Origin of the sequence: Thermomonas fusca DSM 15424 (assembly GCF_000423885.1) — a bacterium.
GTDB classification, from domain to species: domain Bacteria; phylum Pseudomonadota; class Gammaproteobacteria; order Xanthomonadales; family Xanthomonadaceae; genus Thermomonas; species Thermomonas fusca.
The window spans coordinates 38325-58252 of sequence record NZ_AUIV01000002.1; the positions used below are offsets into that span (position 1 = coordinate 38325).

Annotated in this window: 18 protein-coding genes; 8 read left to right on the plus strand and 10 right to left on the minus strand. The window is 67.8% G+C overall.

What is annotated here, in order from left to right; all coding sequences use genetic code 11:
- Positions 1–4: 4 nt before the first annotated feature.
- A complete protein-coding gene (gene ndk / locus G582_RS0101180; RefSeq protein ID WP_028838269.1) occupies positions 5–430 on the minus strand; it encodes a nucleoside-diphosphate kinase in 426 nt (141 codons plus the stop codon).
- Positions 431–646: 216 nt separating this feature from the next.
- On the opposite strand from ndk, the gene G582_RS0101185 reads away from it, so the two are divergent.
- The 3 genes from G582_RS0101185 (at position 647) to G582_RS0101195 (ending at position 4952) form a co-directional block, all read left to right on the plus strand.
- Positions 647–1273, plus strand: a complete 627-nt coding sequence (locus G582_RS0101185; RefSeq protein WP_028838270.1) for a TetR/AcrR family transcriptional regulator — start codon at positions 647–649, stop codon at positions 1271–1273.
- Positions 1274–1294: 21 nt separating this feature from the next.
- Positions 1295–3667, plus strand: a complete 2373-nt coding sequence (locus G582_RS0101190; protein ID WP_028838271.1) for a 3-hydroxyacyl-CoA dehydrogenase/enoyl-CoA hydratase family protein — start codon at positions 1295–1297, stop codon at positions 3665–3667.
- 76 nt (positions 3668–3743) lie between these two features.
- The gene (locus G582_RS0101195) at positions 3744–4952 is read left to right on the plus strand and encodes an acetyl-CoA C-acyltransferase (protein ID WP_028838272.1); all 1209 of its coding nucleotides are present in this window, start codon (positions 3744–3746) and stop codon (positions 4950–4952) included.
- Between the two features lie 72 nt (positions 4953–5024).
- On the opposite strand, the gene galU is transcribed toward G582_RS0101195, so the two are convergent.
- The 8 genes from galU to cmk all read right to left on the minus strand — a co-directional run bounded on the left by galU (position 5025) and on the right by cmk (position 13286).
- On the minus strand, positions 5025–5936 hold the full coding sequence (gene galU / locus G582_RS0101200) for a UTP--glucose-1-phosphate uridylyltransferase GalU (RefSeq protein ID WP_028838273.1): 912 nt from the start codon (positions 5934–5936) through the stop codon (positions 5025–5027).
- A gap of 23 nt (positions 5937–5959) precedes the next feature.
- Entirely contained in the window at positions 5960–7867 is a 1908-nt protein-coding gene (locus G582_RS0101205; protein ID WP_028838274.1) for a polysaccharide biosynthesis protein, read from the minus strand.
- Positions 7867–8853, minus strand: a complete 987-nt coding sequence (locus G582_RS0101210; RefSeq protein WP_051246405.1) for an MraY family glycosyltransferase — start codon at positions 8851–8853, stop codon at positions 7867–7869. The genes G582_RS0101205 and G582_RS0101210 overlap by 1 nt, the downstream gene beginning before the upstream one ends.
- Positions 8840–10018, minus strand: a complete 1179-nt coding sequence (lapB, locus tag G582_RS0101215) for a lipopolysaccharide assembly protein LapB (protein ID WP_028838276.1) — start codon at positions 10016–10018, stop codon at positions 8840–8842. Before lapB ends, G582_RS0101210 begins: the two co-directional genes overlap by 14 nt.
- 2 nt (positions 10019–10020) lie before the next feature.
- Positions 10021–10284, minus strand: a complete 264-nt coding sequence (locus tag G582_RS14975) for a lipopolysaccharide assembly protein LapA domain-containing protein (RefSeq protein WP_051246408.1) — start codon at positions 10282–10284, stop codon at positions 10021–10023.
- Between the two features lie 74 nt (positions 10285–10358).
- Positions 10359–10661, minus strand: a complete 303-nt coding sequence (locus tag G582_RS0101225) for an integration host factor subunit beta (RefSeq protein WP_028838277.1) — start codon at positions 10659–10661, stop codon at positions 10359–10361.
- Positions 10662–10738: 77 nt separating this feature from the next.
- Positions 10739–12439, minus strand: coding sequence for a 30S ribosomal protein S1 (rpsA, locus tag G582_RS0101230; protein ID WP_038052365.1), 1701 nt, complete (start codon positions 12437–12439; stop codon positions 10739–10741).
- A 166-nt stretch (positions 12440–12605) separates the two neighbouring features.
- Positions 12606–13286 (minus strand): (d)CMP kinase, encoded by a 681-nt coding sequence (gene cmk / locus G582_RS0101235; protein WP_028838279.1) that lies wholly within the window; start codon positions 13284–13286, stop codon positions 12606–12608.
- Positions 13287–13422: 136 nt separating this feature from the next.
- Here cmk and ykgO point away from each other — a divergent pair, with 136 nt between their 5' ends.
- The 5 genes from ykgO (at position 13423) to G582_RS0101260 (ending at position 17183) form a co-directional block, all read left to right on the plus strand.
- Positions 13423–13548, plus strand: coding sequence for a type B 50S ribosomal protein L36 (ykgO, locus tag G582_RS0101240; protein ID WP_010342887.1), 126 nt, complete (start codon positions 13423–13425; stop codon positions 13546–13548).
- 114 nt (positions 13549–13662) lie between these two features.
- Positions 13663–13992 carry a hypothetical protein gene (locus G582_RS0101245; protein WP_028838280.1) on the plus strand — a complete coding sequence of 110 codons (330 nt, stop codon included), beginning with the start codon at positions 13663–13665 and terminating at the stop codon, positions 13990–13992.
- Between the two features lie 50 nt (positions 13993–14042).
- A complete protein-coding gene (locus G582_RS0101250) occupies positions 14043–15089 on the plus strand; it encodes an agmatine deiminase family protein (RefSeq protein ID WP_028838281.1) in 1047 nt (348 codons plus the stop codon).
- Complete coding sequence (locus G582_RS0101255) at positions 15089–15976, plus strand: carbon-nitrogen hydrolase (RefSeq protein WP_028838282.1); 888 nt, start codon at positions 15089–15091, stop codon at positions 15974–15976. Before G582_RS0101250 ends, G582_RS0101255 begins: the two co-directional genes overlap by 1 nt.
- Positions 15969–17183 carry a TraB/GumN family protein gene (locus tag G582_RS0101260; protein WP_028838283.1) on the plus strand — a complete coding sequence of 405 codons (1215 nt, stop codon included), beginning with the start codon at positions 15969–15971 and terminating at the stop codon, positions 17181–17183. Before G582_RS0101255 ends, G582_RS0101260 begins: the two co-directional genes overlap by 8 nt.
- A 6-nt stretch (positions 17184–17189) precedes the next feature.
- Here the strand turns inward: G582_RS0101260 and G582_RS0101265 are convergent, their stop codons facing one another.
- Positions 17190–19895, minus strand: coding sequence for a bifunctional acetate--CoA ligase family protein/GNAT family N-acetyltransferase (locus tag G582_RS0101265; RefSeq protein ID WP_028838284.1), 2706 nt, complete (start codon positions 19893–19895; stop codon positions 17190–17192).
- Between the last annotated feature and the right edge of the window lie 33 nt (positions 19896–19928).

Below are 19928 nucleotides of genomic sequence, written 5' to 3' on the forward strand. Positions count from 1 at the left end.
TCGCTCAGCGCGTGTAGACGTCGGTCGCCGGGAAGAAGTAGGCGATCTCGATCGCCGCGTTCTCCAGCGAGTCCGAACCGTGCACCGCGTTGGCATCGATGCTGTCGGCGAAGTCGGCGCGGATGGTGCCGGCGGCGGCTTCCTTCGGATTGGTTGCGCCCATCAGCTCGCGGTTCTTCAGCACCGCGCCCTCGCCTTCCAGCGCCTGCACCATCACCGGGCCGGAGATCATGAACTCGACCAGCGCATTGAAGAATGGACGCTCGCGATGCACGGCGTAGAAGCCCTCGGCCTCGGCCTTGGACAGGTGCTTCATCTTGGCGGCAACGACCTTCAGGCCGGCCTTCTCGAAGCGGGAATAGATTTCGCCGATGACGTTCTTGGCAACGGCATCGGGCTTGATGATCGAAAGGGTGCGCTCCAGCGCCATGGGATTCTCCGGATGTGCGGGCGTCCATGCCGGATCGCCCGAGGATAACAGAAAACCCGCGTACTGACGCGGGTTTGGCCGATATGGCTGCGGACGATTCTAACTGATCGGCGATCCCTTTCGCACTTGCAGGCGTGTATCACGGCGATGAACGGCAATTGACGTACGCCAGCGTATGGCGTACGCTCAAACAAGCGTTTGACTCGAGGTATCTGCATGGGTCTCCAGCACTTCTCGACCAAGGACCGGATCCTGTATGCGGCGGAGGAATTGTTCGCCCAGCAGGGCTTCGCCTCGACTTCGCTGCGCCAGGTCACCAGCCGTGCCGACGTCAACATCGCCGCGGTCAACTATCACTTCGGCAGCAAGGACAACCTGGTCAACGAGGTGTTCCGCCGGCGCATGGACGTGATGAGCGCGCAGCGCCTCGAAGCCTTGGCCAAGGCGGTGAACGCCACGCCAGGCCAACTCGATCCAATCCTGGCCGCGTTCGTCGAGCCGGCGCTGGCGATGGCCCAGGACCGCCACGGCGGCGGCGCCTTCATCCGGGTGATCGCCCGGGCCTACGCCGAAAGCAACGACAGCCTGCGCAAGTTCCTGTCCGACCAGTACGGCCACGTCCTGCGCGAGTTCGCCAAGGCCATCGCCCCCTGCGTGCCCGCGCTGGGCAAGGAAGACCTGTACTGGCGCCTGGACTTCCTGTCCGGCGCGCTGACCTACGCGATGGCCGATTTCGGCCTGATCAAGCGCCCGGCCGGCGTTTCCGAATCCACCCATCGCCAGCGTGCCGCCAAGGCGCTGATCCGTTTCGCGTCGGCCGGCTTCCACGCCGATGCCACCTGAATTTTCAAGGAGATAGGAACCATGTCTCACAAATTGCTTGTACGCCGCGCCGCGGTGCTGGGCGCTGGCGTGATGGGGGCGCAAATCGCCGCCCACCTGACCAATGCCGGCATCGATACCGTGCTGTTCGATCTGGCCGCGAAGGATGGCCACCCCGATGGCGTGGCGCTGAAAGCCATCGCCAACCTCGGCAAGCTGAGCCCGGCCCCGCTGGCCGGCAAAACGCTGGCGGAGGCCATCACGCCGGCCAATTACGACGGCGGGCTGGAGCAGCTGAAGGACTGCGACCTGATCATCGAGGCCATTGCCGAGCGGATGGACTGGAAGCAGGACCTGTACCGCAAGATCGCGCCGTTCGTGCCGGCGCACGCCGTGCTGGCCTCCAACACCTCCGGACTGGGCATCAATGCGCTGGCCTCGGTGCTGCCGGAGGAAATGCGCCACCGCTTCTGCGGCGTGCACTTCTTCAATCCGCCGCGCTACATGCACCTGGCCGAGCTGATCCCGGCCACCACCACCGATGCCGCCGTGCTGGAAGGCCTGGAAACCTTCCTGGTCACCCAGCTCGGCAAGGGCGTGGTGTATGCCAAGGACACCCCGAACTTCATCGGCAACCGCATCGGCGTGTTCTCGATCCTGTCGGTGATCCACCACACCGCCGCGTTCAAGCTCGGCTTCGATGAAGTGGACGCTCTCACCGGCCCGCTGCTGGGCCGGCCGAAGTCCGCCACCTATCGCACGTCCGACGTGGTGGGCCTGGACACCATGGCCCACGTCATCAAGACCATGGCCGACACCCTGCCGGACGATCCGTGGCATCGCTATTTCCAGTCGCCGGCCTGGCTGCAGGCGCTGATCGGCAAGGGCGCGCTGGGCCAGAAGACCGGCGCCGGCATCTTCCGCAAGGTCGGCAAGGACATCGTCGTCCTTGACCTGGACAAGCAGGATTACCGCCCCACCGACCGCGCGGCTGCGCCGGAGGTGGTGGAGATCCTCAAGTTGAAGAGTCCGGTGGAGAAGTTCGCCAGGCTGCGCGCCAGCGAGCATCCGCAGGCGCAGTTCCTGTGGGCCTGCTTCCGCGATCTGTTCCATTACAGCGCCTACCACCTGGCTGACATCGCCGATACCGCGCGCGACGTTGACCTTGCGATCCGCTGGGGCTATGGCTGGGCGCAGGGGCCGTTCGAGACGTGGCAGTCAGCCGACTGGCAGCAGGTGGCGGCGTGGATCGTTGATGACATCGCCGCAGGCAAGACCATGGGCGCCGCCGCGCTGCCGGCTTGGGTGGTCGATGGCCGCAGCGGCGTGCACGCCGCGGAAGGCAGCTACAGCCCGTCACAGGGCGCAATGCAGCCGCGCTCCGCCCTGCCCGTCTACCAGCGCCAGCGCTTCCCCGATCCGCTGCTTGGCGAGAAGTTCGCGCCCGGCACCACCGTGTTCGAGAACGACGGCCTGCGGATGTGGCACGACGGCGACGACGTCGCCGTGGTCAGCTTCAAGACCAAGATGCACACCGTCTCCGACGCGGTGCTGGACGGCCTGCAGGAAGCCGTGTCGCGCGCCGAGCGCGAGTTCGCGGGCCTGGTGATCTGGCAGCCGAAGGAGCCGTTCTCCGCCGGTGCGGATCTCGCCGGCGCGCTGGGCGCGCTGCAGGCCGGCAAGCTGGCCGAGTTCGAAGCGATGGTGGAGAACTTCCAGCGCACCAGCCAGCGCATCAAGTATTCGCTGGTGCCGGTGGTGGCCGCCGTGCGCGGGCTTGCGCTGGGCGGCGGCTGCGAGTTCCAGATGCACAGCGCCCGGACCGTGGCGCACCTGGAAAGCTATATCGGCCTGGTCGAAGCCGGTGTGGGCCTGCTGCCGGCCGGCGGCGGGCTGAAGGAATTCGCGGTGCGTGCCTCCGATGCCGCTGGCCCCGGCGGCGACGTGTTCGCCGAGCTGAAAAAAGTGTTCGAGACCGTGGCGATGGCCAAGGTGTCGAATTCCGCCGTCAACGCCAAGGAGCTGGGCCTGCTGCGCGCCGGCGACAAGGTTGCCTTCAACGCCTTCGAGCTGCTGCACATCGCCAAGGCCGAGGCGCGCGGATTGGCCGAGGGCGGCTACCGCCCGCCGCTGCCGGCGCGGCGCATCCAGGTGGCCGGCGACGTCGGCATCGCCACCTTCAAGATGCTGCTGGTCAACATGCTGGAGGGCCACTTCGTCAGCCCCTACGACTACGAGATCGCCGAACGCATCGCCACCGTGCTGTGCGGCGGCAAGGTCGATCGCGGCGCGCTGGTGGACGAGGAATGGCTGCTCAAGCTGGAGCGCCAGCACTTCGTCGAGCTGGCCCAGCAGGAGAAGACCCAGGCCCGCATCGGCCACATGCTGAAGACCGGCAAGCCGCTGCGGAATTGAGCCTCTCGCCCGCCTTCGGCACCTTCTCCCCCGCGAAGCCGGGAAGAAGGAAAACCAAATTTTCGGAGTCATTCGAATGAGCAAGCAGATCCAGGACGCCTACATCGTCGCCGCCACCCGCACCCCGGTCGGCAAGGCGCCCAAGGGCATGTTCCGCAACACCCGCCCCGACGACATGCTGGCGCACGTACTGCGCAGCGTAGTGGCGCAGGCGCCGGGCATCGACGTCAACCGCATCGACGACGCCATCATCGGCTGCGCCATGCCCGAGGGCGAGCAAGGCATGAACGTGGCGCGCATCGGCGTGCTGCTGGCTGGCCTGCCCAATACCATCGCCGCGCAGACCATCAACCGCTTCTGCTCTTCCGGCCTGCAGGCGGTGGCGCTGGCGGCCGACCAGATCCGGCTGGGCCACGCCGACCTGATGCTGGCCGGCGGCACCGAGTCGATGAGCATGGTGCCGATGATGGGCCACAAGGTGGCGATGGCGCCGTCGGTGTTCGACAACGACCACGTCAACATCGCCTATGGCATGGGCATCACCGCCGAGAAGGTAGCCGAGGAGTGGAAGATCTCGCGCGAAGCGCAGGACGCCTTCGCGCTGGCCTCGCACCAGAAGGCGCTGGCGGCCCAGGCGACCGGCGAGTTCAAGGACGAAATCAGTCCGTACGAGATCGTCAGCCACCAGCCGGACCTGGCCGATGGCAGCCGCATCCTCACCCGCAACAAACTCGCGGAGCACGATGAGGGCCCGCGCCCGGACACCTCGCTGGAAGGCCTGGCGAAGCTGCGCCCGGTGTTCCGCAACGGCCAGTTCGGCGGCAGCGTCACCGCCGGCAACTCCTCGCAGATGAGCGATGGCGCCGGCGCGGTGCTGCTGGCATCGGCGCAGGCGATCAAGGACTACGGGCTGACCCCGCTGGCGCGTTTCGTCAGCTTCAGCGTGGCCGGCGTGCGCCCGGAAGTGATGGGCATCGGCCCGATCGCAGCGATCCCGAAGGCGCTCAAGCAGGCCGGGCTGAGCCAGGACCAGCTGGACTGGATCGAGCTCAACGAAGCCTTCGCCGCACAGTCGCTGGCGGTGATCAACGACTGCGGGCTGGACCCGGCCAAGGTCAACCCGCTGGGCGGCGCGATTGCGCTGGGCCACCCGCTGGGCGCGACCGGCGCGGTACGCACCGCGACCATCGTCCATGGCTTGCGTCGCCGTCAGCAGAAGTACGGCATGGTGACCATGTGCATCGGCACCGGCATGGGCGCGGCGGGGATTTTCGAGGCGCTCTGAGCGCAGCGGGAAAACGAAACGGCGCCGTAGGGCGCCGTTTTCGCATGGGACCAATGCTGGCAGCGGCGCGGGTCAGGTTTCGACCACGCCCATTTCACCCAGCGCGTTCTGCATCAGTTCTCGTGCCGCATCGCTGAGTTTCTCGTTGTCCAGCGCATAGCGGATGGTTGCCTCGATCAGTCCGATATGGGTGCCGCAGTCGAAGCGGGTGCCGCGGAAGCGGAAGGCATCGACGCGCTCTGCTTCCAGCAGCGCAGCGATGGCATCGGTCAGCTGGATTTCGCCGCCGGTACCCTTCTGGGTGGTTTCCAGCAGATCGAAGATGGCCGGGGTGAGGATGTAGCGTCCGACCACGGCAAGGTTGCTGGGGGCCTGCTCCGGACTCGGCTTCTCCACGATCTGGCGGATCCGGCCGCTCTGGCCATCGAAGGCATCGGTGGCCACGATGCCGTAGCTGCCGGTCTGCTCGCGCGGCACGTCCTGCACCGCCACCGCACTGCCACCGCTGGCCTCGGCGTGGTCGGCCATCTGCTTGAGCGCGCCATCGCCCTGGCTCCAGATCAAGTCGTCCGGCAGCAGTACCGCGAAGGGCTCATCACCGACCACCGGCCGCGCGCACAGCACCGCATGCCCAAGACCCAAGGCTTCGGCCTGGGTGACGAACACCGCGCGCACGCCTTCCGGCAACACGTTGCGGATCAGCGCCAGTTGCTCCTGCTTGCCGGCCTTTTCCAGCTTCTGTTCGAGCTCGTAGGCCTTGTCGAAATAGTCGGCCACCGCGTGCTTGTAGCGGTTGGTGACGAAGATCAGGGTGTCGCAACCGGCGGCGATGGCCTCGTCGACGGCGTACTGGATCAGCGGCCGATCGACGATCGGCAGCATCTCCTTGGGAACAGTCTTGGTGGCGGGAAGAAAGCGGGTTCCCAGACCTGCAACGGGGAACACCGCCTTGCGGATGCGGCGCACTGCATTCGGATTCGGCATCCGGCGATTCTACCGCGCGCGTGTCATCGCGACCTCGCGCGGCGGCCGGGAAACACCACCACGGTGGCTTGGCGGGCACCGATCTCTTCCTCGACCGGACTGAACTCCGGCACCGCTTCGCGCAGCGCATGCGCCAAGGCATCGAGATCGTAGGCGCGCACGCCTGCCCACAAGCCTTCCAGCGCAAGCGCCATCCGCTCCTGCATCACCGCGCGCGGCTCGGCCTGCAGGATGTCGGGATAGATGGTGCTGCTGTAGCGCTCGTCGGCGTGGAACAGCGTCTCGTGCAGGCGCTCGCCGGGGCGCAGGCCGATGTACTCGATCGCCACGTCCTTGCCCGGCTGCTTGCCAGCCAGGCGGATCATCTGCTCGGCCAGCACCCGGATCGGTACCGGCTCGCCCATGTCCAGCGTGTAGATCGCCTGCTGCGCGCCGATCGACGCTGCCTGCAGGATCAGCAGGCAGGCTTCGGGAATGGTCATGAAATAGCGGGTCACGTCCGGATCGGTCACGGTCACCGGGCCGCCGCGACGGATCTGCTCGCGGAACAGCGGCACCACGCTGCCGGCCGAATCCAGCACGTTGCCGAAGCGCACCGTCACCATGCGGGTGGAGCGCGCATCCACCAGCGATTGGCAGGCCATTTCGGCCAGCCGCTTGGTGGCGCCCAGCACGTTCACCGGATCCACCGCCTTGTCCGTGGACACCAGCACGAAGGTGCCGACGTTCGCCTCGCGGCTGGCCTTGGCCACCACGTGCGTTGCCAGCGCGTTGTTGCGCACCGCCTCGCGCAGCTGGCCCTGCAGCAACGGCACCTGCTTGTAGGCGGCGGCATGGAACACGGCTTCGGGTTCCACCAGTTTCAACGCATGGGCGATGACTGCTTGGTCGCCGCAGTCGCCGAGCACCGGCATGCATTCGATGCCGGGGAAATCGCGGCGCAGCTCGGCAGCGATGGTCAGCAGCGCCAGCTCGTCGATCTCGACCAGCGCGATGCGCTTGGCGCCGTGGCGCGCACACTGGCGGCACAGTTCGGATCCGATCGAACCGCCGGCGCCGGTCACCAGCACCGAACGTCCACCCAACCAACCGCGGATCGCCTTCCAGTCCGGACTGCGCGGCTGCCGGCCGAGCAGGTCCTCGATCGCCACTTCCTTCAGCTGCCCGGGCAGCGAGCGTCCTTCCAGCATGTCCGCCAGGCGCGGCACGGTGCGGAACGGCACGTGGCTCTCCTCGCACAGCGCGATCACCCTGCGCATCACCGTGGCGTCGACCGACGGCATCGCGATCACCAGCAGCTGGGCGCCGGTTTCCTTGGCGATCCGCACCACTTCCGGAATCCTGCCCAGCACCGGCAGGCCCTGCAGCCGGGTTCCGCGCAGCGACGCCGCATCGTCGAGGAAACCGATCGGGTCATAGCGTCCGAGCCGGCGCAGGTCGCGCACCAGCGCTTCGCCGGCCTGGCCCGCACCAAGGACCAGCACCCGTTCCGCACCGTCAACCGCCTGCTGCAAACTGTGGTCCTTCCATGCCCGGAAGATCAGCCGCGGCGCGCCCAGCAGCACCGTCAGCACGAACGGATACAACAGCAGCGCCGCGCGCGACACCAGGTCCAGCCTGCTGTAGAAGAACAGCCCGACGACCACCGCAAGCAGGCCCAATACGCTTGCCTTGAAGATGTTGAGCAGGTCAGGAACGCTGGCGAAACGCCACAGCCCGCGGTACAGACCGACCCGCCAGGACACCAGCCCCTGTGCGACCAGCACGATGATCACGGTATTGGAAAACGGCGCGAGGTCCAGCGGCGTCGGCTGCAGCGCGTAGCGCAGGTAGTGCAGGCCCTGCCAGCAGATCCACACCATCGCAAGATCGTGTCCAACCACCGCCAGGCGCGGCAGGCGGTGCCTGAGGCGATCCTTCCATCCACTCATCAAACGGTTCCTTCGCTTGCGTTTCCAAGCCTGCGATGCAGGCCGCGCCATGCAACTATCGACAGACCGAAGAAGATCGCCGTGCCGACCCGGGCCCAACCCTCCGGCGCCCGGTAAAGGCCTAGCATGATCCCGATTGACAGCGCCGTCCATCCTGCATAACCGAGCGTGACCCGCGGATGCCCGTGGCTTCGCGCCAACCGCTGGTAGAGGTGCTGCACATGCGGCTGCCACCACGCCTCGCCACGAAACATGCGCCCGGCGAGGGTCATCCCGGCGTCAACCAGGCAGCTTGCGAGCGGCAGCAGCAAGATCGGCCACCATTCGGCAGAAAGACCAGAAAACCCGAGGACGACCAGCGCCGCCAGCAGATAACCCAGCGCGCCGCTGCCAACGTCGCCAAGGAAGATCCGCGCCTTTGGCAGGTTGAACGGCAGGAAGCCGCAGCAGGCGGCGGCCACAACAAGCGCCAACACCCGCCCCGGCCCATCCAGCACCCAGGCGAATGCCAGTGCGGCCAACAGCGCCTGGCTCGTGGCAAGTCCGTCGATCCCGTCGATGAAGTTCCACACGTTCACCAACACCGGCACCAGCAGCAGCGCGGCCATCGCCGCGGCCGCCGGTGTCCCCAGTTGCAACATGCCGGCTGAGAGGCTTGCGCCCGCCACGAGGTGCGCCAGCAGGCGCGGCCACGCCGGCAGCGGGCGATGGTCGTCCCACCAGCCGGCGCCTGCCACCAGCGCAAGGCCAACAGCAACCCAGATCCATGCGCCGCTGCCGACCCAGGCCAGCCACCCGCAGGCGCAGAGCCCCGCAAGCGCGATACCGATGCCGCCGCCGCGCGGGGTGGGCAGATCATGACTGCGGCGTTCACCAGGCAAATCCATCAGGCCGCGGCTGCGCGCATGCGCGCGCGCCCAGGCGGTGGCGAAGCAGGAAATCGCGAAAGCCGCCGCCAGGAGCAGCGCCGGTTCAGACCACCGCATAGTTCAGCAGCGGCTTCACCGTGCCCCACTCCTTGCAGCTGGGGCATTGCCAGTGGTGGCTGCGCGCGCCGAAGCCGCAGCGGTTGCAGCGGTAGCTGGGGTTGCGCACCAGCAGCTGGTCGGTGACCAGCTTGAGGTCGTGCAGTGTCGCCTCGGCGTCGACCTGGTCGGCGAGGCTGAGGTCGATCAGTGCCGCTTCGCCGCGCACCGACGGGCGATCCTTGAGCTGTTCGGCAAGGAAGCGGCGGGCGGCGCTGACCCCCTCCTCCGTCTCCACCATCCGGGTCAGCGCCAGCACCGGGGCGATGCCGCGGTAGTGCTCGCACATCTCGCTCAGGAAGGCGCGCGCGCCCGAACGTTCGCCGGCCCTGGTGTAGTTTTCCAGCAGCATCGGCAGGATCACCGGGAGGTATTCCGGGTCGTGTCGCGCCGCCCGCTCCAGCGCACGGATGGCGCCCTGCGGGTTGCCTGCCTCGGCCTCGATGCGGCCTTCGGCGATGCCGGCACGCACGGAGGTGGGATCGGCCGCATAGGCGCGCACCAGCGCCGCGCGCGCCGCCTCGATCTCGCCGTTGGCGCGGTGACGATCGGCCAATTCGCACTCGAACTGCCCGATCAGCTTGCCCATCGGCTCGCCCGAGACTTCCTCGAAACGGGTGGCGTTGCCGATCGCCTTTTCCCAGTCGCGCTCCGACTGGTAGATGCCGATCAGGTGGCGCAGCGCCTGCGGGGCGCGCTGGTCAAGCTGGGCCAGGTCGTTGAACACGGTTTCGGCGCGATCCAGCAGCCCGGCGCGCATGTAGTCCTCGCCCAGCGCCGACAGCGCCTGGATCTTGTGGGTGTCGCTCAGGTCACTGCGTTGCGCCAACGCCTGGTGCAGGCGGATCGCACGATCGACCTCGCCGCGCCGGCGGAACAGATGGCCCAGCGCAACCTGCGTTTCGAAGGTGTCCTTGTCCAGTTCGGCGACGTGCAGGAACAGCTCGATCGCCTTGTCCGGCTGCTCGTTGAGCAGGTAGTTCAGGCCGCGGAAATAGGTGGTGGAGAGCTTGCTGACCTGGTTGCCGCTGTGCTGCTCGCCGCCGCGGCGGCCGACCACCCAGCCCAGCAGTGCGGCCAGCGGCACGAAGATGACGAACCACATCCATTGGTCTAGGAAATCCACGTTCAGCTCCCTGATTGCTTGGCCAATGCGCACGCGACTTCCGCGCGGCGCAACCGCTGGCGCAATGGCGCTACCACGCCTATCGCCAACAACATGCCGCCCACCAGCACGCCCAGCAGCAGTGCCACGAGGACGCCCAGCCCAAGGCTGGCGTGCAGCGTGGCGAACCCGAGATCCAACGCGATCGGCTGGGGATTCAGCGCGCCAACGACTCCGCCGGCCAGCAGGCAGGCGATGGCGGCAACAATTCGAATGAAAGACGCCACGGTCTGGTATCCGGTTGCGGCAGTCCCGCAAGCTTAACGGACTTGGGCCGTCGATCCGCCGCCCTGGCGCAGCGTCAGTCCTGGGTCGGCAGCGGCAGCACGCCGGTGACCCGCTCGCGCAGCTCCTTGCCCGGCTTGAAATGCGGCACGTGCTTGCCCGGCAGCGCAACGGCATCGCCGGTCTTCGGGTTGCGGCCGGTGCGTGGCGGCCGGTAGTGCAGCGAAAAACTGCCGAACCCGCGGATCTCGATCCGCTCGCCGGCGGCCAGCGCCCCACCCATCATCTGAAGCAGCGTCTTCACCGCCATGTCGACGTCGTCGGCCTTCAGGTGCGGCTGGCGCCGTGCAAGCAGTTCGATGAGTTCGGACTTGGTCATTTGCGAAGGTGTTCGGACGCCGAGAAAACGGCGGCCCGACCGAAGCCGGGCCGCCGCAGGTCAATCGGCCGGATGGATCAGTCGGCCTTGCTGTTCAGCTGCTCGCGCAGCAGCGCGCCCAGCTTGGTGGTGCCGCTGGCCGCATCGGAGTGGGCCTTGTTGTACTCGGCCAGCGCCTCGGCGGTTTCGGCTGCGTCCTTGTCCTTGATCGACAGCTGCAGGCTGCGGCCCTTGCGGTCCATGCCCACGAACTTGGCTTCGACTTCCTGACCGACCTTCAGCACCTGGCTGGCATCTTCGGTGCGTTCGTGGCTGATGTCGCGCACGGACACGTAGCCTTCCACGCCTTCGCCCAGGTCGATGACCGCACCCTTGGCGTCGACTTCCTTGACGGTGCCCTTGACCTTGGTGCCCTTCGGGTTGGCAGCCATGAACTGACCCAGCGGATCCTGTTCCATCTGCTTGACGCCGAGGCTGATGCGCTCGCGCTCCGGATCGACCGCCAGCACCACCGCCTCGAGCGTGTCGCCCTTCTTGTAGTTGCGGGCGATGTCTTCGCCGGTGGAGTTCCAGCTGATGTCGGACAGGTGGATCAGGCCATCGATGCCGCCGTCCAGGCCGATGAAGATGCCGAAATCGGTGATCGACTTGATCTGGCCTTCGACCTTGTCACCCTTCTTGTGGATGGCGGCGAAGGTTTCCCACGGGTTGCTGGTGACCTGCTTGATGCCCAGCGAGATGCGGCGACGCTCTTCGTCCACGTCCAGCACCATGACCTCGAGTTCGTCACCGACCTGCACCACCTTGGCCGGGTTGACGTTCTTGTTGGTCCAGTCCATTTCGGACACGTGCACCAGGCCTTCCACGCCCGGCTCGATCTCCACGAACGCGCCGTAATCGGTGACGTTGGAGACCTTGCCGAACACGCGGCAATTGGACGGGTAGCGGCGGGCGATGTTGTCCCACGGATCCTCGCCCAGCTGCTTCAGGCCCAGCGACACGCGGTTGCGCTCGCGGTCGTACTTGAGCACGCGGACGTCGAGCTCGGCGCCCACTTCCACCACTTCGGACGGATGGCGCACGCGCTTCCACGCCATGTCGGTGATGTGCAGCAGGCCATCGATGCCGCCGAGGTCGACGAACGCGCCGTAGTCGGTCAGGTTCTTGACCACGCCCTTCAGCACGGCGCCCTCGACCAGCTTCTCCATCAGCTGCTCGCGCTCTTCCGAATGCTCGGTCTCGACCACCGCACGGCGGGAGACGACCACGTTGTTGCGCTTGCGATCGAGCTTGATGAGCTTGAATTCCAGCTCCTTGCCTTCCAGGTAGACCGGGTCGCGGACCGGGCGCACGTCGACCAGCGAGCCCGGCAGGAACGCACGGACGTCCTTGATGTCGACGGTGAAACCGCCCTTCACCTTGCCGCTGATGCGGCCGACGATGGTGGCGTTGGCTTCCAGCGCCTCTTCCAGCTCGTCCCACACCATTGCGCGCTTGGCCTTCTCGCGCGACAGCACGGTTTCGCCAAAACCATTCTCGAGCGAATCAAGGGCGACCTTGACCTCGTCGCCGATGCCGACGTCGATTTCACCGGCGTCGTTGCGGAACTGTTCGATCGGAACGATGCCCTCGGACTTCAGGCCGGCGTTGATGACCACGACGTCGTTGCGGACGTCGACCACGATGCCCTTGACGATGGCGCCGGGCTTGATCTTGGCCCAATTGGTCTGGCTGGCTTCAAACAGTTCGGCGAAGGATTCGGTAGCTACGGAATTCATGAAAAATCTCGGGTGGATACACAGGCGGCCCACAGCAACGGGGCGGCCCACCTTGGGTTGGTTGGCGTTCGCGCAGGAGGCGCTTTGCCATGTGTGATGGATGAAGGAAAACCGCAGGCACGGACGTGCCCGCGGGACTGTCTCTGCAGCGCTGGATCCGGGGCCGTCAGCCGATCGATCGGGAGACGACGTCCAATACCCGGGCGACCACCACGTCGATGGGCAGGCCGGTGGTGTCGATGAGGACGGCATCGGTTGCCGGACGCAGCGGCGCCACCGCGCGACTGGCATCGCGGGCATCGCGGGCGAGGATCTCGCGCAGCAGACCGTCGATTGTGACCGAAACCCCTTTGTCTTTCAACTGCTTATAGCGCCTTTCCGCGCGCTCCTCGGCGCTGGCGGTCAAAAACACCTTGTGAGCGGCATCGGGAAAGATCACCGTCCCCATGTCGCGACCGTCGGCCACCAGCCCCGGCGGCTTGCGGAAGGCGCGTTGGCGCTCCTTCAGCGCCGAGCGGACCTCGGGGATGGCGGCGATGGCCGAGGCCGCCGCGCCGGCGGTTTCGGTGCGCAACTCCAGGGTGGCGTCGACGCCGTTGACGATGACCCGCGGCTCGCCGTCGCCGTCGTCGCGGAAACCGACCTCGGTATCGAAGGTGCAGCGCACCAGCGCCGAGGCATCGGACAGGTCAAGGTCGGACCAGCCCGCGGCGATCCCGACGGCGCGGTACAGCGCCCCGGAATCCAGGTAGTGCCAGCCCAGCCGGGTGGCGACGAGGCGGCTGATGGTGCCCTTGCCGGAGCCGGAAGGACCGTCGATGGTGAGAACCGGAACGGAGGAATTCATGGCCGGCATTATGGAACCAACCCGCATGCGGCGCAGGCCGCGCGAAGGAAACATGCCAACCTGTTGAAAAGGCAGCCGAATACCCGTTAGAATGCGCGGCTTCGTTTCATCCCATTCCATTTGCCGAGGTTTCATCATGAAGGTCCTGTCCTCCCTGAAGTCGGCGAAGGCCCGTCACCGCGACTGCAAGGTGGTTCGCCGTCGTGGCAAGGTCTTCGTGATCTGCAAGTCCAACCCGCGTTTCAAGGCGCGCCAGCGCTGAGACCGGCGTGAAGGCGCCGCGCCCTGCGCGCGGCCCGATCCGTGAAGGCCGCCGCAAGGCGGCCTTTTGCGTATCGGCATAGAATCCGGCCTCCAACCCCTCGGGAGCTTCGCCATGCGCCGCACGTCCCGCACCCTCGTCCTTGCCCTGCTCGCCACTGTCTCGGGTATCGCCTGTGCCGGCGATACGCTGCTGATCCAGCGCGTGCAGGAAGAAACCGGCAACCTGCCCACGCGCGGCCTGCGCATGGCGCAGGTAGAGGCCCGTTTCGGCGCACCGGCCGAACGGCTGGATCGGCGCGGCGGCCAGAAGCAGGCTTGGCCGGTCATCGACCGCTGGGTCTATCCCGCCTTCACCGTCTATTTCGAGAAAGGCCGGGTGATCGACGCGGTGGCCAACAAGGCCGGCGCGGACGAGATCGGCCCCAAGCCCGCCGCCCGCTGACGCCATCCCTCCCCATCCTGCGCCGCGGCGCGGGACTTTCCTGCAGAACGATGACCGAAATTTCCGTGCGCTTCCCCGCCGAGTGGGAACCCCAGTCGGCGATCCTGATCGCGTGGCCGCATGCCGGCACCGACTGGGCCGACCGCCTTGGCGACGTCGAGGACACCTACATCGCGCTGGTGCAGGCAATCACCCGCTTCCAGCCGGTGCTGATCTGCGTGGCCGACGACGACGTCGAAACCTATGCCGACATCCGCCTGCGCTCCAACCGGGTGGACATGGCGCGGGTGCGGTTCGTGACCGTCGCCTACGACGACACCTGGCTGCGCGATTCCGGGCCGATTTCGCTGCGCGAGGGCGACGGCTTCCGCCTGCTCGATTTCCGCTTCACCGCCTGGGGCGGCAAGTTCGAAGCCGGCCGCGATGACCTGCTGGTGGAAACGCTGGCCGCGCAGGGCGTGTTCGGCGATACGCCGCGCGAGCGCGTCGATTTCGCACTGGAAGGCGGCGGCATTGAAACCGACGGCCACGGCACCCTGCTCACCACCTGGCACTGCCTGCACGAACGCCACCCCGATGCCAGTCGCGAGGAATTGACCGCAATCCTGTCGGCGTGGCTGCACCAGGACCGCGTGCTGTGGTTGGACCACGGCGCGCTGGAGGGCGATGACACCGACGCCCATATCGACACCCTGGCCCGCTTCGCGCCCGGCGATGCGATCGTGTTCCAGGCCTGTGATGACCAGGCGGATTCGCACTACGCCGACCTCAAGGCGATGGCCGACGAGATTGCCGCGCTGCGCACCCGCGACGGCAGGCCGTATCGCCTGTTCCCGCTGCCGTGGGCCCGGCCGGTCCTCGACTCCGGCGAAGACGGCCAGCCGCGCCGCCTTGCCGCCAGCTATGCCAACTTCCTGATCGTCAACGGCGCGGTGTTGATGCCGGCTTACGGCGATGCGGCCGACAATGCCGCGGCCGCGGTGCTGGCGCAGGCGTTCCCCGGCCGCGAAATCGTGCAGGTGCCCTGCCGCCCGCTGATCTGGCAGAACGGCAGCCTGCACTGCATCACCATGCAATTGCCGGAGGGTCTGGTCTGATGTCCAGGTACAACAAGCTTCCCGTCGCGCTGGTGCAGGAGCGCAACCATGGCGACGCCGAGGCCAACCTCGCGGTGATCGAAACCCGCGTGGCCGAGGCTGCAAAATCGGGGGCGAAACTCGTCCTGCTGCAGGAACTGCACAACGGTGCGTACTTCTGCCAACACGAATCCGTCTGCGAATTCGACCTGGCCGAACCGATCCCCGGTCCTTCGACCGCGCGTCTGGCGGCGCTGGCGAAGCAGCTCGGCGTTGTGCTGGTCAGCTCGCTGTTCGAGAAGCGCGCCACCGGGCTGTACCACAACACCGCGGTGGTCTTTGATGCCGACGGCTCGATTGCCGGCAAGTACCGCAAGATGCACATCCCGGACGATCCGGGGTTCTACGAGAAGTTCTACTTCACCCCGGGCGACCTCGGCTTCAATCCCATCGATACCAGCGTCGGCCGCCTCGGCGTGCTGGTGTGCTGGGACCAGTGGTATCCGGAAGGCGCGCGACTGATGGCGCTTGCCGGCGCGGAGCTGCTGCTGTATCCGACCGCGATCGGCTGGGACCCGGACGATGTGCAGGACGAGAAGATACGCCAGCGCGATGCCTGGGTGCTGTCGCACCGCGGCCACGCCGTGGCCAACGGCCTGCCGGTGCTGTCGTGCAACCGCGTTGGCCATGAAGTTTCGCCGCTGGGCGCATCCGGCATCGATTTCTGGGGCAACAGCCACGTGCTGGGGCCGCAGGGCGAGTTCATCGCCGAAGCCGGTACCGAGCCAACCCTCCTGCTTGCAGAGGTGGACATGCAGCGCAGCGAGCGCGTGCGCCGGATCTGGCCGTTCCTGCGCGACCGCCGCATCGACGCCTACGGCGACCTGACGAAGCGCTACCGTGACTGAGGCTGCCGCGCAGGACAGCACCAGCTACGCCGGCCAGCCCGTCGTCGAGCTGGAGCGCGACGGTGTCCGCTACACCCTGCTGGGCACCGCCCACGTCTCCAGGGCCAGCATCGACGCGGTCAACGCCGCCATCGACAGCGGCCGCTTCGACGCGGTGGCAGTGGAGCTGGACGAGCAGCGCCACAAGGCGCTGACCAACCCGGACGCGCTGGCGCAGCTGGACCTGGTCAAGGTGATCCGCGAGAAGAAGGTGGCGCCGTTCGCGGCCAACCTGGCGCTGGCCGCCTACCAGCGCCGGCTGGCAGAGCAGCTGGGCATCGAGCCGGGCGCGGAGCTGAAGGCTGCCGCCACCGAGGCGGTGGCGCGCGGGCTGTCGATGCAGCTGATCGACCGCGACGTGGGCATCACCTTCCGTCGCATCATGCAGGGGCTGAGCTGGTGGGACCGCGCCAAGCTGATCGGCAGCGTGGCCGCCGGCCTGTTCGACCGCGAAGACGTCTCCGAGGCCGACATCGAGCGGCTGAAGGAAGGCGACATGCTGGAGTCCAGCTTCGGCGAGTTCGCCCGCGAGACGCCGACGCTGTACGCGAGCCTGATCGATGAGCGCGACCGCTACATGGCGGCGAAGCTGCGCGAGCGCGCCGACGGTGCCAAGCACGTCCTCGCCGTGGTCGGCGCCGGCCACCTCAAGGGCATGGCGAAGTACCTCGCCGAAGAGCAGCGCGCTCCGCAGGCGCTGACCGCGGAGCTGGTGCAGGTCCGGCAGAAGCGCAACATCCCGTGGATCACCCTCACCCTGATGGTGCTGATCTGCGGCGGCATCGCCTGGGGTTATTTCCACGGCGGCCGCGACCTCGGCCGCGACCTGCTGCTGCAGTGGGTGGCCTGGACCGGCGGGCTGGCGGCGCTGGGCGCACTGCTGGCGCGCGGGCACGTGCTGAGCATCCTGGCCGCCGCCATCGCTGCGCCGCTGAAGCCGTTCCGCCCCGGCCTGCCGCCGGGCATGTTCAGCGCGCTGGTGGAAGTGCACCTGCGCAAGCCGGCATACCCCGATTTCCTGGCCCTGCGCGATGACGCGCAGACGCTGGCGGGCTGGTACCGCAACCGGGTGTGCCGGGTGGTGCTGGTGTTCCTGCTGAGCAACATCGGCAGCGCGATCGGCGTGTGGATTTCCGGCGCCAGCATCCTCGGCCGGCTGATCCACTAGCCGGCTTCAGACCTGCGCGCTGGCCACGTCCAGCGCCACGTCCATCAGCATCATGTCGTCCGGGTCCACGTTGACCCGGAAGCCCAGCTGGCGGCACATCCGCAGCATCGTCGCGTTCTCGCGCAGCACCTGGCCTTCCACCGTCTTCAGGCCGACGCTGCGCGCGTATTCGACCATCATCCGCATCAGCTGCCAGCCGATGCCGTAGCCCTTCAGGTCCGAGCGCACCAGGATGCTGTACTCGCCGTTCTCGAAGTTGGCGTCGGCCAGCAGGTGGACCACGCCCAACAGCTGGCCGGTATCGGTGCCCAGCGCCACCAGCGCGATCGCCCGCGCGTAGTCGAGCTGGGTCAGGCGGGCGATGAATTCGTGGCTGAAGTGGCGCACGGTGGAGAAGAACCGCAGCCGCAGGTCCTCGTCGCTGATGCGGCCGAAGAAGTCGCGGAACAGCGCTTCATCCTCGGGCCGCACCGGGCGCACGAACATGCGCTCGTCGTGGGCGAGGTCGACCTCGCGCTCCCATTCGGACGGATACGGGCGGATCACCATCCGCGAATGCCAGGGCCCGCGGATCGGGCTGTCGTCGGCGGGCGCAATGGCCACGCGCGCGTCCACCGCCACCACGCCGTCGCGGTCGGCCAGCAGCGGGTTGATGTCCAGTTCGCGCACCTGCGGGATATCGGCGGCCAGCTGCGCCAGCTTCACCAGCACCAGCGCCACTGCCCGCTCGTCGGCGGCGGGCACGTCGCGGTAGGCCTTGAGGATGCGCGAGACGCGGGTGCGCGCGATCAGCTCATGGGCCAGCCGCAGGTCCAGCGGCGGCAGCGCCAGCGCCTTGTCGTCGATGACCTCCACCGCGGTGCCGCCGCGGCCGAACACCACCACCGGGCCGAAGGTCGGATCATCCGCCAGGCCGACGATCAGCTCGCGCGCCTTCGGCTTCAGAACCATCGGTTGCACGGTCATGCCGTCGATGCGCGCTTCCGGCCGCAGTGCGCGCGTGCGCGCCAGGATCACCTCGGCGGCTTCGCGCACGGCGGCACCGCTGGTCAGGTTCAGGCGCACGCCGTCGACATCGGACTTGTGGACGATGTCGGGCGAGAGGATCTTCAGCGCGACCGGCGTGCCGGCGGCCAACAGCGGCGCGGCCACCTGCTCGGCATGCGCGGGATCCGTGGCCAGCGCGACCGGAGTGGCCGGAATGGCGTATGCGCGCAGCAGCGCGGCGACCTCCAGCGGATCCAGCCAGCGCCGGCCCGCGGCCAGCGCACCGTCCACCACCGCGCGCGCGGCGGCGGTGTCCACTTCGAAATCCTCCGGCAGGCTGGGCGGCGTTTCCATCAATGCGCGTTGCGCCTCGCGGTGGCGTACCAGGTACATGTAACCGCGCACCGCGTCGGCTTCGCTGGAATAGGTCGGCACCCCCGCCGCATCCAGTCGCGCGATGGCGTCCTGACCGGCGCCGACCCACACGCCCAGCACCGGCTTGCCATTGGAGGTCCGTGGCCGACCTGCCAGTACCCCCGCCACCGCCGCGGCCGTGTCATACGATGACGACAGCGCGGTGGGCACGTGCATGGCCAGCACCGCGTCGTTTTCCGGACTGGCCAGCAGCGCCTCCAGCGAAGCGGCGTAGCGCGCGGCGTCGGCATCGCCGATCACGTCGATGGGGTTGGCCCGCGACCAGGTCGGCGGCAGCAGCGCCTCCAGCCGCTCGCGGGTGGGATCGTCGATGGTCGCCAGGGTGCCGCCCATGTCCATCAGGCGGTCCACCGCCAGCACGCCGATACCGCCGCCGTTGGTGAGGATAGCCAGCCGCCGGCCCGGCGCGCTGCGCAGGTGTCCCAGCGTTTCCGCCGCGGCGAACAGCTCGTCCAGCGCCATCACCCGCAGCAGCCCGGCACGCCGGAACGCGGCGTCGTAGACGCCATCGGAACCCGCCAGCGCGCCGGTATGGGTGGCGGCGGCGCGCGCGCCCTGCGCATGCCGGCCGGATTTCACAACCACCACCGGCTTGGCGCGCGCGGCGGCGCGGGCGGCCGACATGAACTTGCGCGCGTCCTGGATGGATTCGATGTAGAGCAGGATCGCGCGGGTCTTCGGATCCTGCGCGAACCAGTCGAGCAGGTCGCCGCCGTCCACGTCCAGCGCATCGCCCAGCGACACCACCGCCGAGAACCCGACCCCGCGCGCCTTGCCCCATTCCACCAGCCCCGAGGCGATCGCGCCGGACTGCGACACCAGCGCCAGATCGCCAGCCAGCGGCGCACCGGCGGCGAAGCTGGCGTTGAGTCGGGCATGCGGTGCCATCACGCCAAGGCAGTTGGGCCCGACGATGCGCAGGCCGTGTGCGCGCGCCACGGCCTCGGTCTGTTCCAGCAGCGAGCCGGGGCCACGCCCCAACCCAGCGGTGACGATGACCGCCGCACGCGCGCCAACCGCGGCGGCATCGGCGATCACCCGCGGCACCGTGGCCGCCGGCGAGGACACCACCACCAGCTCGGGCGCGAACCCCAGATCGGCCAGTCGGGCCACCGCCCGTATTCCGTCGATCTGCGGATAGCGCGGATTGACCACGCCCAGCGGCCCGGCGAAGCCACCTTCGCGCAGGTTGCGCAGGATGGCGCGACCGACCGAGCGTTCGCGCGGACTGGCGCCAACCAGCGCCAGCGAGCGCGGCCGGAACACCGCGTCCAGTGCGTAGGTACTCATCCCGGAACCGTCTCCCGCGTCGCGTTGCGACAC

Coding starts and splice junctions, on each gene's coding strand:
- ykgO (WP_010342887.1), top strand. CDS start 13,423: ATGAAGGTCCTGTCCTCCCTGAAGTCGGCGAAGGCCCGTCACCGCGAC.
- G582_RS0101195 (WP_028838272.1), top strand. CDS start 3,744: ATGAGCAAGCAGATCCAGGACGCCTACATCGTCGCCGCCACCCGCACC.
- G582_RS0101190 (WP_028838271.1), top strand. CDS start 1,295: ATGTCTCACAAATTGCTTGTACGCCGCGCCGCGGTGCTGGGCGCTGGC.
- G582_RS0101255 (WP_028838282.1), top strand. CDS start 15,089: ATGTCCAGGTACAACAAGCTTCCCGTCGCGCTGGTGCAGGAGCGCAAC.
- G582_RS0101250 (WP_028838281.1), top strand. CDS start 14,043: ATGACCGAAATTTCCGTGCGCTTCCCCGCCGAGTGGGAACCCCAGTCG.
- G582_RS0101205 (WP_028838274.1), bottom strand. CDS start 7,867: ATGAGTGGATGGAAGGATCGCCTCAGGCACCGCCTGCCGCGCCTGGCG.
- G582_RS0101185 (WP_028838270.1), top strand. CDS start 647: ATGGGTCTCCAGCACTTCTCGACCAAGGACCGGATCCTGTATGCGGCG.
- ndk (WP_028838269.1), bottom strand. CDS start 430: ATGGCGCTGGAGCGCACCCTTTCGATCATCAAGCCCGATGCCGTTGCC.
- G582_RS0101245 (WP_028838280.1), top strand. CDS start 13,663: ATGCGCCGCACGTCCCGCACCCTCGTCCTTGCCCTGCTCGCCACTGTC.
- rpsA (WP_038052365.1), bottom strand. CDS start 12,439: ATGAATTCCGTAGCTACCGAATCCTTCGCCGAACTGTTTGAAGCCAGC.
- galU (WP_028838273.1), bottom strand. CDS start 5,936: ATGCCGAATCCGAATGCAGTGCGCCGCATCCGCAAGGCGGTGTTCCCC.
- cmk (WP_028838279.1), bottom strand. CDS start 13,286: ATGAATTCCTCCGTTCCGGTTCTCACCATCGACGGTCCTTCCGGCTCC.
- G582_RS0101225 (WP_028838277.1), bottom strand. CDS start 10,661: ATGACCAAGTCCGAACTCATCGAACTGCTTGCACGGCGCCAGCCGCAC.
- G582_RS0101265 (WP_028838284.1), bottom strand. CDS start 19,895: ATGAGTACCTACGCACTGGACGCGGTGTTCCGGCCGCGCTCGCTGGCG.
- G582_RS0101210 (WP_051246405.1), bottom strand. CDS start 8,853: ATGCGGTGGTCTGAACCGGCGCTGCTCCTGGCGGCGGCTTTCGCGATT.